At 72.1% G+C, this 13,137-nt stretch carries 12 protein-coding genes and 1 pseudogene; 2 read left to right on the top strand and 11 right to left on the bottom strand.

Features of this window, described 5'->3' with window-relative positions:
• The first annotated feature begins 180 nt into the window (after window positions 1-180).
• Window positions 181-507 carry a DUF427 domain-containing protein gene (locus tag MW084_RS01825; protein ID WP_010472951.1) on the top strand — a complete coding sequence of 109 codons (327 nt, stop codon included), beginning with the start codon at window positions 181-183 and terminating at the stop codon, window positions 505-507.
• On the opposite strand, the gene MW084_RS01830 is transcribed toward MW084_RS01825, so the two are convergent.
• From MW084_RS01830 to mnmA, 3 genes and pseudogenes are all read right to left on the bottom strand, one after another.
• On the bottom strand, window positions 486-1,079 hold the full coding sequence (locus MW084_RS01830) for a hypothetical protein (RefSeq protein ID WP_039829614.1): 594 nt from the start codon (window positions 1,077-1,079) through the stop codon (window positions 486-488). The two genes, MW084_RS01825 and MW084_RS01830, sit on opposite strands and share 22 nt — an antisense overlap.
• Window positions 1,080-1,102: 23 nt before the next feature.
• Window positions 1,103-1,807, bottom strand: a pseudogene (locus MW084_RS01835) (alpha/beta hydrolase); the annotation flags it as partial.
• 360 nt (window positions 1,808-2,167) lie between these two features.
• Entirely contained in the window at window positions 2,168-3,301 is a 1,134-nt protein-coding gene (gene mnmA / locus MW084_RS01840; protein ID WP_010472958.1) for a tRNA 2-thiouridine(34) synthase MnmA, read from the bottom strand.
• 61 nt (window positions 3,302-3,362) lie between these two features.
• On the opposite strand from mnmA, the gene MW084_RS01845 reads away from it, so the two are divergent.
• A complete protein-coding gene (locus MW084_RS01845; protein WP_275563438.1) occupies window positions 3,363-4,088 on the top strand; it encodes an N-acetylmuramoyl-L-alanine amidase in 726 nt (241 codons plus the stop codon).
• Here the strand turns inward: MW084_RS01845 and MW084_RS01850 are convergent.
• The 8 genes from MW084_RS01850 to MW084_RS01885 all read right to left on the bottom strand — a co-directional run bounded on the left by MW084_RS01850 (window position 4,081) and on the right by MW084_RS01885 (window position 13,007).
• Window positions 4,081-5,244 carry a cysteine desulfurase family protein gene (locus MW084_RS01850; protein WP_010471198.1) on the bottom strand — a complete coding sequence of 388 codons (1,164 nt, stop codon included), beginning with the start codon at window positions 5,242-5,244 and terminating at the stop codon, window positions 4,081-4,083. The two genes, MW084_RS01845 and MW084_RS01850, sit on opposite strands and share 8 nt — an antisense overlap.
• 281 nt (window positions 5,245-5,525) lie before the next feature.
• On the bottom strand, window positions 5,526-6,350 hold the full coding sequence (locus MW084_RS01855; protein ID WP_010471197.1) for a thioesterase family protein: 825 nt from the start codon (window positions 6,348-6,350) through the stop codon (window positions 5,526-5,528).
• Between the two features lie 23 nt (window positions 6,351-6,373).
• The gene (locus tag MW084_RS01860) at window positions 6,374-7,054 is read right to left on the bottom strand and encodes a trimeric intracellular cation channel family protein (protein ID WP_010471196.1); all 681 of its coding nucleotides are present in this window, start codon (window positions 7,052-7,054) and stop codon (window positions 6,374-6,376) included.
• Window positions 7,055-7,184: 130 nt separating this feature from the next.
• Window positions 7,185-8,279, bottom strand: a complete 1,095-nt coding sequence (locus MW084_RS01865) for an ABC transporter ATP-binding protein (protein WP_010471195.1) — start codon at window positions 8,277-8,279, stop codon at window positions 7,185-7,187.
• On the bottom strand, window positions 8,276-9,277 hold the full coding sequence (locus MW084_RS01870) for an ABC transporter ATP-binding protein (protein WP_010471194.1): 1,002 nt from the start codon (window positions 9,275-9,277) through the stop codon (window positions 8,276-8,278). Before MW084_RS01870 ends, MW084_RS01865 begins: the two co-directional genes overlap by 4 nt.
• A gap of 6 nt (window positions 9,278-9,283) precedes the next feature.
• Window positions 9,284-10,237, bottom strand: a complete 954-nt coding sequence (locus MW084_RS01875; RefSeq protein WP_010471192.1) for an ABC transporter permease — start codon at window positions 10,235-10,237, stop codon at window positions 9,284-9,286.
• Window position 10,238: 1 nt separating this feature from the next.
• The gene (locus MW084_RS01880; protein WP_010471190.1) at window positions 10,239-11,243 is read right to left on the bottom strand and encodes an ABC transporter permease; all 1,005 of its coding nucleotides are present in this window, start codon (window positions 11,241-11,243) and stop codon (window positions 10,239-10,241) included.
• A 90-nt stretch (window positions 11,244-11,333) separates the two neighbouring features.
• On the bottom strand, window positions 11,334-13,007 hold the full coding sequence (locus MW084_RS01885; protein ID WP_010471189.1) for an ABC transporter substrate-binding protein: 1,674 nt from the start codon (window positions 13,005-13,007) through the stop codon (window positions 11,334-11,336).
• Window positions 13,008-13,137 lie beyond the last annotated feature (130 nt).

The following is a 13,137-nucleotide window of genomic DNA, read 5'->3' on the forward strand; positions in this document are numbered from 1 at the left end:
GGGCCATGCTCGCACCCGCACGGCCGTGCGCCCGCCCGGGCCCGGCGGTCCCGCCCGGACGTCCCCGGGCGTCCCCGGGCGTCCCCGGGCGTCCCCGGGCGGGCGGCGGGCGTCCCCGGGCGGGCGGCGGGCGTGCGCGCGGCTCGGGAACGGCGCCGGGCCTCCGGCCGTTGCCCCGGTATGACCTCCTCCGCGCACCGCATCACCATCGAACCGGCGGACGGACCGGTACGGGTCGAACGGGACGGCGAGCCGGTCGCGCACAGCGCCCGCGCACTGGCCCTGCGCGAGACGGGCTGCCCGGTGCGGCTCTACCTGCCGCCCGAGGACGTCCGCACGGACCTGCTGGCGCCGTCCGCCACGCGCACGTACTGCCCCTTCAAGGGGACGGCGTCGTACTGGTCCCTGCCCGGCCGCCCGGACGCGGTGTGGGCGTACCTGGACCCAAAGCCCGAAGTCGCCGCGATCAAGGGGTACTTCTGCTTCTACGACGAGGGGGAGGGCTGAGCGGCGGACGTGGGCCGAACGGACGGCGGCGCGGGCGTCCCGGCCGACCAGAAGGGGGACCGGACGTTGGGGATGGGGATCTGCCCGGGCGGATACGACGGACCGTTGGGTGGACTCTTGGAGTCGGCCACCTCCGACTCCCGTACACAAGGAGTCGCCACCTCGAAGAACGCCTGACCCTTATAGCCGAAAACGAGACTGATTCCGAAGCCGTCGGGCGAGTCGGCGTAGACCGCGGGTGCTTCCTTGTCGTCGTTGACCGCGATGATCCGGTAATCGCTGTTCTTCCAGAACCGCTCCACCACGCCGAGGAAGCTGCCACGCCGCTGCTCGGAGATGATCGTCATGACGGTCCGACGGCGGGAGAGGTCGCAGCTCCCCACCGTGGTGGTGTCGTGGACCCACTCCACCTCCGGCACGATGGCCTTGAGGGTCCCGTCCAACATGGCATCCGCCCGCTCGGCCGCCTGCTGCATGTCCATGGCCGCCACTTTCCCTCGGTTCTCGTCTTTGCCGTTCAGGACCCCGCAACCGGTGAGCAGCATGGTCGCCAGGACAGCCGACGCCGTCATCTGTACCACTCGGGAGACTCGTTTCAACGGTGCTCCTCCTTGATGATCCCCTGAGGGTGACCAGCAACGACCGCGGCGATGTTGTCCGCGGACACACGGTCTTTTTCTGGAGTGAAGTACTGCGAGTGGGCGTCGAAGCCACCGAGTTCCATGATCGGGCGCGGTCCCGGATCCACTTTGAACCGCTGGGCGCCGAACGCCTCACTGGCCGGGTCTTTCCCGAAATAAATGTCGTCGTCGCCCCGGTCGAAAGCGTCACCGTAGAAGAAAACTCCCACCGGTCCGGCTAGAGCGACCTCGTCCTTGGTCGGCAGGTGCGTCACCGGGTCGTTCTCGGCGGAACCGACGAAGACGTGTTCCTTACCGACTCCGAGGTCTTGAGCCTTGTCCACCCCGACACCCGGACTGCCGAGCAGGATGATGTCATCGACGCCCGGGATGCCGCCGGACTGCTTTGCCGCCGTACCCACGGTGAGAGAGCCGTACGAGTGTCCGATGGCCGTCAGGTGCGGGTCGCCGTGTCGGTTGGCGGCCTGCAGGCCGTCCATGAACCTGTTGTAGGACGGGGCACCGCGTTCGGCATCACCTGTGCCCATCACGTCCACGTGCTGAGGAGCGTCGTAGCCGAGCCAGACGATGGAAGCACTGGAAGGATCGCGGCGGCGAGCGCCGAGAGCCGTGTCCTGGGCCCGTTTCATCGTGTCCTTGACGAACTCGCCGTCGAGTTTCTCCCTCCGGGGCCGTGGACGCGAGGCCCAGACGCACGTCACCGTCGTCGCTGGGCGGAAGACCGAACATCTGCTGCCAGCGCTGTGAGTACTCCAACGGAACAACCCCCGGGTTTCGCCCGTGTCGTGAACGTTTTCCCTGGTCTGCGCGTGGGACGGGCGCCGGCGCAGCCGCATCGGAGGACTCTAGCGCAGTAGTGATCACGTGATGGGCGGCTGCGTCGACGGCGCATCACGGGTCCGTCCGTACCGCGCCGCACGGGGGATCGGGAGTGCGGCACGCGGCCCTCGCCGGCGCGCCGGCCGTCACCGCGACCGGCCGACCGCGGCGGGTCGGCGTCAGGCCGTGGTCCGGGGGCGTCAGGCCGTGGTCGCGGCCGGCCGGTCGCGGCGGGCGGTGGTGGCGATGGTGGCCGAGCCGACGACGCGGGTGCCGTCGTACAGGACGATCGCCTGGCCCGGGGCGACGCCGCGGACCGGTTCGGCGAAGGCGACGCGCAGCTCGCCGTCGACCAGTTCCGCCGTCACCCCGGTCTCGCCGCCGTGGGCGCGGAGCTGGGCGGTGTACGTGCCGGGGCCCTCGGGGGCGCGGCCGCACCAGCGGGGCCGGATCGCGGTGAGGGCGGTGACGTCCAGTGCCTCGGCGGGGCCGACGGTGACCCTGTTGTCGACCGGTGAGATGTCGAGGACGTACCGGGGTTTGCCGTCGGGTGCCGGATGGCCGATGCGCAGGCCCTTGCGCTGCCCGATGGTGAAGCCGTACGCGCCGTCGTGGCTGCCGAGCCGGTTGCCGGACTCGTCCACGATGTCGCCCTCGGCCCTGCCGAGCCGGGAGGCGAGGAAGCCCTGGGTGTCGCCGTCCGCGATGAAGCAGATGTCGTGGCTGTCGGGCTTCCTCGCGACGGCCAGGCCGCGCCGCTCGGCCTCCGCGCGGATCTCGTCCTTGGTGGTGACCGTGTCGCCCAGCGGGAACATGGCGTGCGCGAGCTGGCGCTCGTCGAGGACGCCCAGGACGTACGACTGGTCCTTGGCCTCGTCGGAGGCGCGGTGCAGCTCGCGCGTGCCGTCGGGGAGGGTGACGACCTTGGCGTAGTGGCCGGTGCAGACCGCGTCGAAGCCGAGGGCGAGGGCCTTGTCGAGGAGCGCCGCGAACTTGATCTTCTCGTTGCAGCGCAGGCACGGGTTGGGCGTGCGGCCGGCCTCGTACTCGGCGACGAAGTCCTCCACGACGTCCTCGCGGAAGCGTTCCGCCAGGTCCCACACGTAGAAGGGGATGCCGATCACGTCGGCGGCGCGGCGGGCGTCGCGGGAGTCCTCGACGGTGCAGCAGCCGCGGGCGCCGGTGCGGAAGGACTGGGGGTTGGCGGAGAGCGCCAGGTGCACCCCGGTCACGTCGTGGCCCGCCTCGGCGGCGCGGGCGGCGGCGACGGCGGAGTCCACGCCGCCGGACATGGCGGCGAGGACGCGGAGGGGGCGCGGGGAGGTCTCAGTCATAGCCCCACCAGGGTACGGGGCCGCGGGAACCGCCGGCGCGGTGGTGAGCGTTCTCCGTCACATGGGCGGAGACACGGACCGGGCGGAGAACCGGCGCGCGGGGAACCGGCGGGTGGGGCGGCGCGCCGTGCTGATCGGCGGCGGCGCCGCGGCGGCGGGCGCGGTGGCGCTGGGCTGGGACGAGGTGCGGCGCCTGTGGTGGCGGCTGCCCGGCACGGAGAGGCCGCGCGTGGAGGGCGAGCTGGACCACGCGGGCGCGGTGTGGACGGCGGCGTCCTCCGCGAACTGGCGGCGGGCGGACCGGCCGGCCGACTTCGGCATCGACCGGGTGGTGATCCACGTCGTGCAGGGCAGCTACGCGACGGCGCTGCGGGTGTTCAAGAACCCGTGGCACGGCGCGGCGACGCACTACGTGGTGGGCAAGGACGGGCGGGTCGCGCAGATGATCCGCGAGCTGGACGTGGCGTTCCACGCGGGGAACCGCGACATGAACGAGCGGAGCATCGGCATCGAGCACGAGGGCTTCGTGGACCGCCCGAAGGACTTCACGCCCGCGATGTACGCGGCGTCGGCGCGGCTGACGGCGGGCATATGCGCCCGGTACGGCATACCGGTGGACCGGGAGCACGTCATCGGCCACGTCGAGGTGGAGGGCACGGACCACACCGATCCGGGTCCGCACTGGGACTGGGACCGGTACATGGAGCTGGTCCGGCGGGCCGCGGCGGCACCGTCCGCGTCGCCCTCCGCGCCCGCCGCGCGGGCGGGCGGCGGGCGCGCTAGCTGAGTCCCGCCGTGCGGGCGCGTTCCACGGCGGGGCCGATGGCCCTGGCGAGGGCCTCGACGTCGGCGCGGGTGGAGGTGTGCCCGAGGGTGAAGCGGAGCGTGCCGCGGGCCAGGTCCGGGTCGGAACCGGTGGCCAGGAGGACGTGGCTGGGCTGGGCGACGCCGGCGGTGCAGGCGGAGCCGGTGGAGCACTCGATGCCCTGCGCGTCGAGGAGCAGCAGCAGCGAGTCGCCCTCGCAGCCGGGGAAGCTGAAGTGGGCGTTGGCGGGGAGCCGGTCGCGGGGGTCGCCGCCGAGGACGGCGTCGGGGACGGCCGCGCGGACCGCGTCGACGAGTTCGTCGCGCAGCGCGCCGATCTCGCGGGCGAACCGCTCGCGCCGCTCGGTGGCGATCCGCGCGGCGACGGCGAAGGCGGCGACGGCCGGCACGTCGAGGGTGCCGGAGCGGACGTGGCGTTCCTGGCCGCCGCCGTGGAGGACGGGCACGGGGGTGTGGGCGCGGCCGAGGAGCAGTGCGCCGATGCCGTACGGGCCGCCGATCTTGTGGCTGGAGACGGTCGCGGCGGCGAGCCCGGAGTCGGCGAAGCCGACCGGGACCTGGCCGACGGCCTGGACGGCGTCGGAGTGCATCGGCACGTCGAACTCGGCGGCCGCGGCGGCCAGTTCGGCGATCGGCATGACGGTGCCGATCTCGTTGTTGGCCCACATGACGGTGACGAGGGCGACGCTGCCGGGGTCGTGGGCGAGGGCCTCGCGCAGCGCGTCGGGGTGGACGCGCCCGTACCGGTCGACGGGCAGGTACTCGACGGCGGCGCCCTCGTGTTCGCCGAGCCAGTGGACGGCGTCCAGCACGGCGTGGTGCTCCACGGGGCTGGTGAGGACGCGGACGCGGCGCGGGTCGGCGTCCCGGCGGGACCAGTAGAGGCCCTTGACGGCGAGGTTGTCCGCCTCCGTGCCCCCGGAGGTGAGGACGATCTCGCTGGGGCGCGCCCCGAGGGCCTCGGCGAGCGCCTCGCGGGCCTCCTCGACGGTGCGGCGGGCCCGGCGGCCGGCGGCGTGCAGGGACGAGGCGTTGCCCGTGGCGGTGAGCTGGGCGGTCATCGCCTCGATCGCCTCGGGGAGCATCGGGGTGGTCGCGGCGTGGTCGAGGTAGGCCATGGTGCCCCGATTCTACGAGCCTTCGCGAGGGCGCCCGGCGGGGTGGGCCCGGTCGTGCGCCGCGCGGGCCGCCGGGCCGGGGTCCGGGAGGGCGCGCCGGGGCGGGTGCGGGTGCCCGCCCCGGCCGCGTGGTACCGGCCCTGGCCGCCCGGGGAGCCCGCACGGCGGCGGGCGGTGCGGCGCGGCGCGGCGGGGCCCGCGTTCCGGAGGCCGCCTCCCGGAAGCGGAGGGCGGCGGGGCCGGTCCGGCCGCGCCCCGGCCACGAGGCCCCGCGCCCCGGCTCAGGACCCGTGCGGGGCGCGGGCGAGCTGGCGGGACTGGGCGACCAGGCGGTCGGCGCTGTCCCACACCTCGGCGTCCTCCTCCAGGAAGCCGCCGGCGAGGTTGCGGGTGGTGATCGAGACGCGCAGCGGCCCGGGCGCGGGGCGGCAGCGGATGTGGGTGGTGAGCTCGACGGTCGGCGTCCAGCCCGTGAGTCCCAGGTCGAAGGCGGTCGGCGGGAGCGCGTCGACGGTCAGGAGCAGGGACAGCGGGTCGGGGTCGCGGCCGTCGGCGAGGCCGAACCAGCCGCGGACCTCCCCCCGGCCCGAGGGGTCGCCGACCGCCCAGCCGACGGTGGCCGGGTCGAGCCTGAGGTCGAGGAGCCTGGTGATTCCGGTGGAGCCGGGCAGCGGGATCGGCGCGTCGGCCGGGCCGAAGCAGTGCTCGTAGGGCGGGATGGCGGGCGGCTTGGCGCTGGTGCGCACGTCGCCGGGGAGCGCGTCGAGGTCGCCGTACGCGGCGAGGACGCGGATGCGCTCGGTCTCGGTGCCGTCCTCCGCGTACTGGAAGAGGGACGCCTGGCCGGTGGAGAGGGTGCGTCCGGTGCGGACGGTCTCGGTGCGGACCACGGCGGGACCGGGGCGCGAGGGCGCCAGGTAGTGGGCCGACACCGAGAAGGGGTGCGGGTGCGGCAGGGCGTCTCCGAGGGCGCGGCCCAGCAGGGCGAGCAGGTAGCCGCCGTTGACGACGCCGAAGATCGTCCAGTCGGCGGAGAGTTCCGCGTCGTAGACGCCCGGCGCGCGCGGGGTCACCGCGGTGTCGCGGTCGAACTGGGTGCTGTCCATGGTCGGAACCGTACAACAGCGAACTACTGAGCGGTAGCTTTGTGGGTGGGCCGCTCGGCCGTCGTGGAGCGCCGGTTCCAGGCGCGCGGCGCCCGCCAGTGGTAGCGCAGCGCGAGCAGGCGCAGGGCGAAGGCGGCGAGCGCGGCGAGGGTGCCGGTGAGGAGGTCCAGCACGTCGAAGCGGAGGAACAGCGCGACCAGGGCCGAGCCGGCGATGGCCGGGACGGCGTACAGGTCGCGGTCCCAGCGCAGCAGGGACGGGACCTCGTTCGCCAGGACGTCGCGCAGGACGCCGCCCCCGACGGCGGTCGCCACGCCGAGGGCGGCCGACTGCGTCAGGCCCAGGCCGTGCTCGTACGCCTTGGTCGTCCCGGTCACGCAGAACAGCGCCAGTCCGGCGGCGTCGAAGACGTTCACCGCCCTCTGGGTGCGTTCGACGACCGGGTGCAGGAAGAAGACCAGCGCCGTGGCGACCAGCGGCGTGACGAAGTAGCCGAGGTCGGTGAAGGCGGCGGGGGGAACCGCCCCGATCACCAGGTCGCGGAAGAGCCCGCCGCCCAGCGCGGTGAACTCGGCGAGGACGGCCATGCCGACGACGTCGAGGTTCCTGCGCACGGCGAGGAGGGCGCCGGAGATGGCGAAGACGAAGATCCCCGCCAGTTCGAGGGAGTGGAGGACGGAGGGGGTGAGCAGGTCCTGGAGCACCGCTCTGTTGTACCGCGTGCGGCGGGCGGGGCGGCGGGGNGNNCGGGGCCGCCCCGTACGGCCGCCCGGCGGGACGCGCGCCCGCCGGCGGCCGGCCGGGACCCGCGGGAGGGGTCCCGGCCGGGGCCGGTCACGGGGCCTTCGCGGCCTGCGGCCCGGGCTCCGCCGAGGACGGGGACGGGTCCGGGTCCGTGCCGGTCACCGCCTCCACCCCGGTGGGCCGGGTCGGGAGCAGCTCGCCGGACTCGATCTCGGCCGCGAAGTGGCACGCCACCTTGTGCCCGCCGCCCACGTCGGCCAGCACGGGCCGCTCCTCGCCGCACCGGGGCCGCGCCCAGGGGCAGCGGGTGTGGAAGCGGCAGCCCGTCGGCGGGTTGGCCGGGGAGGGGAGGTCGCCGCGGAGGAGGATGCGCTCGCGGCGGTCCTCCACCTCCGGGTCCGGCACCGGGACGGCCGACATCAGGGCCTTGGTGTACGGGTGCTTCGGCGCCGCGTACAGCGCGTCGCTCGGCGCCTCCTCCACCAGGGAGCCCAGGTACATGACGCCGATGACGTCCGAGATGTGCCGGACCACGGCCAGGTCGTGGGCGATCACCAGATAGGTGAGGCCCAGCTGCGCCTGGAGCTCCTCCAGGAGGTTGATGACCTGCGCCTGGATCGACACGTCCAGGGCCGACACGGGCTCGTCGCAGATGATGACGTCCGGCTCCAGCACGAGCGCCCGGGCGATGCCGATGCGCTGGCGCTGGCCGCCGGAGAACTCGTGCGGGTACCGCGACAGGGCGTTCGCCGGGAGGCCGACCCGCTGGAGGATCGCCTTGATCTTCTCGCGCCGCTCCTCCTGGTTCGCGCCGATGCCGTGGGCGAGCATGCCCTCGGAGAGGATCGACTCGATGTTCTGGCGCGGGTTCAGGCTGCCCAGCGGGTCCTGGAAGACCATCTGCAGGCGGCGCCGGAACTTCCGCATCTCCTCCTCGGGCAGCTTCGCCAGGTCGGTGCCGTCGAAGACGACCTCGCCGTCGGTGACGTCGACCAGCCGCAGCACGGCCCGGCCCAGCGTCGTCTTGCCGCAGCCCGACTCGCCGACGAGGCCGTACGTCTGACCGGCCTCGACCTTCAGCGAGACGCCGTCGACGGCGTAGACGTGGCCGACCGTGCGGTCGAAGAGGAGGCCCTTCTTGACGGGGAAGTGGACCTTCACACCGTCCAGTTCGAGCAGGCTCATGCCGGTACCTCCTCGGCCGGTGCGTCGGGCAGCACCGGGTTGACGCAGCGCACCCGGTGGCCCTCGGTGCGCGGCTCGGTGAGCTGGGGCGTGCCGGTGAGGCACTCCATGGTGTAGAAGTCGCAGCGCGGCGCGAACGCGCAGCCGTCCGCCCAGGCGATCTTGTCGTTGATGGAGCCGCGGATCGGGGTGAGCGGCTCGCCGCGCGGGGCGTCCAGGCGCGGGATGGAGCCGAGCAGGCCGTGCGCGTACGGGTGGGTGGGGTGGGCGAACAGCTCCCTGCGGCCCGCCGTCTCCACCGCCTTCCCCGCGTACAGCACGTTCACCTGGTCGCACAGTCCCGCCACCACGCCGAGGTCGTGGGTGATCATCAGCAGGGCGGTGCCCTCCTGGTCCACGAGTTCCTTCAGCAGCTCCAGGATCTGCGCCTGGATGGTCACGTCCAGCGCCGTGGTGGGCTCGTCGGCGATCAGCAGGCGCGGGGCGCACGCCACCGCCATGGCGATGAGGGCGCGCTGGCGCATGCCGCCGGAGAGCTGGTGCGGGTACTCCTTGAGGCGGCGGTGCGGGTCGGGGATGCCGACGCGGTCCAGCAGGTGCGCGGCCTCCTTCCGCGCCGCCTCGCCCTTCAGGCCCCGGTGCCGCTCCAGGATCTCGGTGACCTGCAGGCCGATCGGGATGACCGGGTTCAGCGAGGACAGCGGGTCCTGGAAGATCATCGCGAGCTTGCTGCCGCGCATGTCCCGGAGCTTCTTCGGGCTCATCCGCAGCAGGTCGTCGCCGTCGAAGACGGCCCGCCCGCCGACCGTGACGCCCTTGCTCGGGAGCAGGCCCATCAGGGCGAGGGAGGTCACGGACTTGCCGCAGCCGGACTCGCCGACCAGGCCGACGACCTGGCCCTGGTCGACGGTGAAGGAGACCCCGTCGACCGCGGTGGAGGGGGTGCGCCCGCGTCCGCCGAAGGTGACGGTGAGTTCGTCAACAGTGAGCAGTGGCATGGCAGTTCAGCCTCGCAGCTTCGGGTCGAGGGCTTCGCGCATGGCCTCGCCGAGCAGGGTGAAGCCGAGGGCGGTGATGATGATGCCGACCGCCGGGTAGACGGCCATCATCGGCGCGTTGTCGAAGAACCGCTGCGCCTGGGCGAGCATGACGCCCCACTCGGGCACGGCCGGGTCGGGGTTGCCCAGGCCCAGGTACGACAGCGCGGCGGCCTCGATGATCGCGGTGGCGAGGCTGAGGGTCGCCTGGACGATCACGGGGCTGAGCGAGTTCGGCAGGATCTGGGTCAGCACGATCCGCTTGCGCCGCACGCCCAGCGCCTTGGCGGCGAGGACGTAGTCGGAGCCGCCCTGCGCCAGCATCGAACCGCGCAGCAGGCGGGCGAAGACCGGGATCTGGACGACGCCGACGGCGATCATCACGGTCGTGAGGGACTGGCCCATGACGGCCGCGATGGACACCGCCAGCAGCAGCGACGGCAGCGACAGCATGATGTCGATGACACGCATGACGAAGGTGTCGACGCGCTGCCCCGGCTTGCCGCCGAGGGTGGCGGCGGCTCCGGACAGCATGCCGATCAGCGCGCCGACGAGCAGGCCGATCAGCATGGAGACGACGCCGACGAGGAGCGTCTGCCGGGCTCCGACGAGGATCCGCGAGAACGTGTCGCGGCCGAGGTGGTCCAGGCCGAACAGGTTGCCGTCGCGCACGCCGACGAACTTGCCCTGGTTGGGGAAGACCTCGCCGCGCCAGGTCTGCGCGGTCGGGGAGTGCGGGGCGAGCCAGGGGCCGACGACGGCGACGATCACGAACAGGCCGATGATGCCGACGCCGATGAGGGCCATCTTGCTGCCCTTGAGCCGGCGGAACGCCTCGCGCCACAGGCTGCCGCCCGAGGTGTGGTCCGCGTTCTGGGTGAGTTCCGCGAGGCGGTCGATCTTGTCCGTCTTGGTGGACACGTCAGTTCACCCGCACTCTCGGGTCGATGAGGCTGTACGCGAGGTCCACCAGCAGGTTGATGACGACGTACACCATCGTGATGAACATGATGAAGCCGACGAGCACCGGGTAGTCGCGGGCGTCGATGGCGAGGCGGATGAAGTTGCCGATGCCGTTGAAGGAGAACACCGACTCGGTGAGGACCGCCCCGGACAGCAGGGAGCCGGTCAGCAGGCCGATGGCCGTGACGACGGGCAGCAGCGCGTTGCGCAGCACGTGGCGGACGCGGACGACGCCCTTCTCCAGGCCCTTGGACTCGGCGGTGCGGACGTAGTCCTCGCCGAGGACCTCCAGGACGCTGGCGCGGGTCATCCGGACGATGACGGCCAGCGGGATGGACGCGAGGGTCAGCGCCGGCAGGATCAGATGCCACAGGGCGTCTCCCGCGGCGTCCAGTTCCCCGGTGAGCAGGCCGTCGAGGACGGCGAAGCCGGTGATCTCGGTCGCGTCGATGCCGGTGGTCATCCGCCCGAAGCTGGGGAACAGGCCGAGCTGCACCGCGAAGATCCCCTTGAGGATCATGCCGAGGAAGAACACCGGCACGCAGATGCCGAAGAGCGAACCGGACACCGAGGCCACGTCGAGCCAGCCGCCGCGGCGCCGGGCCGCGAGGTAGCCGAGGGGGATGCCGATCACGACCGCGATGAGCATCGCGGTGAGGCTGAGCTCCACGGTGGCCGGGAAACGCAGGACGAACTCGTCCCACACCGGCTGGCGGGTCCGGGTCGAGGTGCCCAGGTCCAGGTGCGCGACGCGCTCCAGGAAGCGCCAGTACTGGACCCATATCGGCTGGTCGAGCCCGAGGGCCCGGTTGATGCGCGCCACATCGGCCGCCGTGGCCCGTTCGCCCAGGATCGCCGAGGCGGGTCCGCCGGGCAGCCGGTTCAGCCACAGGAAGAGCAGAACCGACAGGCCGAGCAGGGTGGGTATCAGCTGTAGCAGTCTTCGTACGACGAGTCGCAGCACCCCGCATGCCCCTTTCTTGCGTGTGCGTGAGATGCGGGTCCGCCCGGTCACTTTTGCGGTGTGACCGGGCGGACCCGCGTGAGACGGCGGTTACTTGAAGGAGACCTCGGCGAAGTTCTCCTGCGTCAGCGGGGAGACCTTCGGCGGGTTGACGTTCTTGCCGAACGCGATGGCGGGCGGCGACGAGGAGATCGGGAGGCCCGGCAGGTACTCCATGATCTTCTGGTTGGCGGCCTTGTACGCCTCGACGCGCTTGACCGGGTCGGTCATCTTCGAGGCGCCGGTCACGGCACCGAAGACGGCCGGGTCCTTGAAGCCCCACTGCTTGTCGTACTCGGAGAACCAGGTGCCGATGAAGTTGTAGCCGTCGTTGAAGTCACCGGTCCAGCCCAGCATGTGCAGGGCGCAGGCGCCGGCCTCGGTGGCGTCCACGTAGTCCGGGGCCCACTTCAGCGGCTTCGGGGTGACGGTGACGCCGACCTTCTCCAGGTCGGACTTCATCTGCTCGAAGATGTCCTGCGGGGCCGGCATGTAGGGCCGGGTGACCTCGGTCGGGTAGCAGAACTCGACCTTCAGCTTGGACTCGCCCGCCGCGGCCAGCAGCTGCTTGGCCTTGTTCGCGTCGTGCGGGTACGTCTTCACCTTGTCCGACCAGCCGGCGACCGTGTCGGGCATGAACTGCGTCGCGACCTTGCCGCCCTCGGGCAGCTGCGTCTTGACGATGTTCTCGCGGTCGATGGCGTGCGCGATGGCCTGGCGGACCTGGGGCTTCTTCAGCGCCGGGTTCTTCTCCTGGGAGAAGCCCACGTAGAGGAGGTTGAACACGTCGCGGGTGGGGACCTCGAAGCCCTCGGCCTCCAGGGTCTTCACGTCCGCGGGCGACACCAGGTCGTAGCCGTCGATGTCGCCGGCCTGGAGGGCCTGGCGGCGGCCTTCCTCGGTGTCGATGGTGCGGAAGACCAGGTTCTTCACCTTGGCCTTCTCGCCCCAGTAGTCGTCGAAGCGCTCGAGGGTGACTTCCTTGTTGCCCTTGTTCCAGCCGGTGATCCGGTAGGGGCCGGTGCCGGCGACCGTGCCCGGCTCCTGGCTGTACTTGGGGTACGTGATGGCGTCGTCGGAGCCGCCGACGGCCTGCTTCGCGTACTCCTTGAGCGCCTTCGGCGAGTGGATCGCCAGCGCCTGGAGGGAGAAGCCGCCCGGCAGGTTGGCGGAGGGCTCGTGGACCTCGATGACGGCCGTCTGGGGGTCCTTCGCGGTGCAGGACTTGTAGTTGGCCTTGGGGGCCTCCTTGTCCTCGTTCTTCGCGAAGCCGCCCATGATGGACTGCCAGTAGTAGGAGACCGCGCTGGACTGGTAGGTGCCCGTCCAGTTGAACCAGTGGTCGTAGTTGGCGCAGACGGCGGCGGCGTTGAACGCCTCGCCGTCGTGGAACTTCACTCCCTTGCGGAGGTTGAACGTCCACACCTTGCCCGACGGGTCGCTGGACCACTTCTCGGCCAGGCCGCCGACGAGCTTGCTGCCGCCGGGCTCGTGCTCCAGCAGCGCCTCGAAGGCCTGCCGCGTGACGCGGAACGTTTCGCCGTCGCTGGCGAGGGCAGGGTCGAGGGAGCTCGGGTCGCCGGCGCCGGCGAACACGAACGTGTCCTTGCCGCCGTCCTTGCCGTTGCTGTCCTTGCCGCGTTCGCTGGCGCAGCCCGTAGCGATCATTCCGACGGCGAGCGCCGCGGTGACCGCCCGGACCGCACGGGACTGGGAAATTCGCATGGGCCACCCCTGGTTTGGCCTAGTGAGCGAGGTCTTGACCGGCCGAACACTACCTACGGGTTGCACCGTGGAGAACAGTCCGGATACCGGTGATACCTAGTCGAGACCCGGACGGTCACCAAATCGCCCC

The organism is Streptomyces sudanensis (assembly GCF_023614315.1).
GTDB classification, from domain to species: Bacteria; Actinomycetota; Actinomycetes; order Streptomycetales; family Streptomycetaceae; genus Streptomyces; species Streptomyces sudanensis.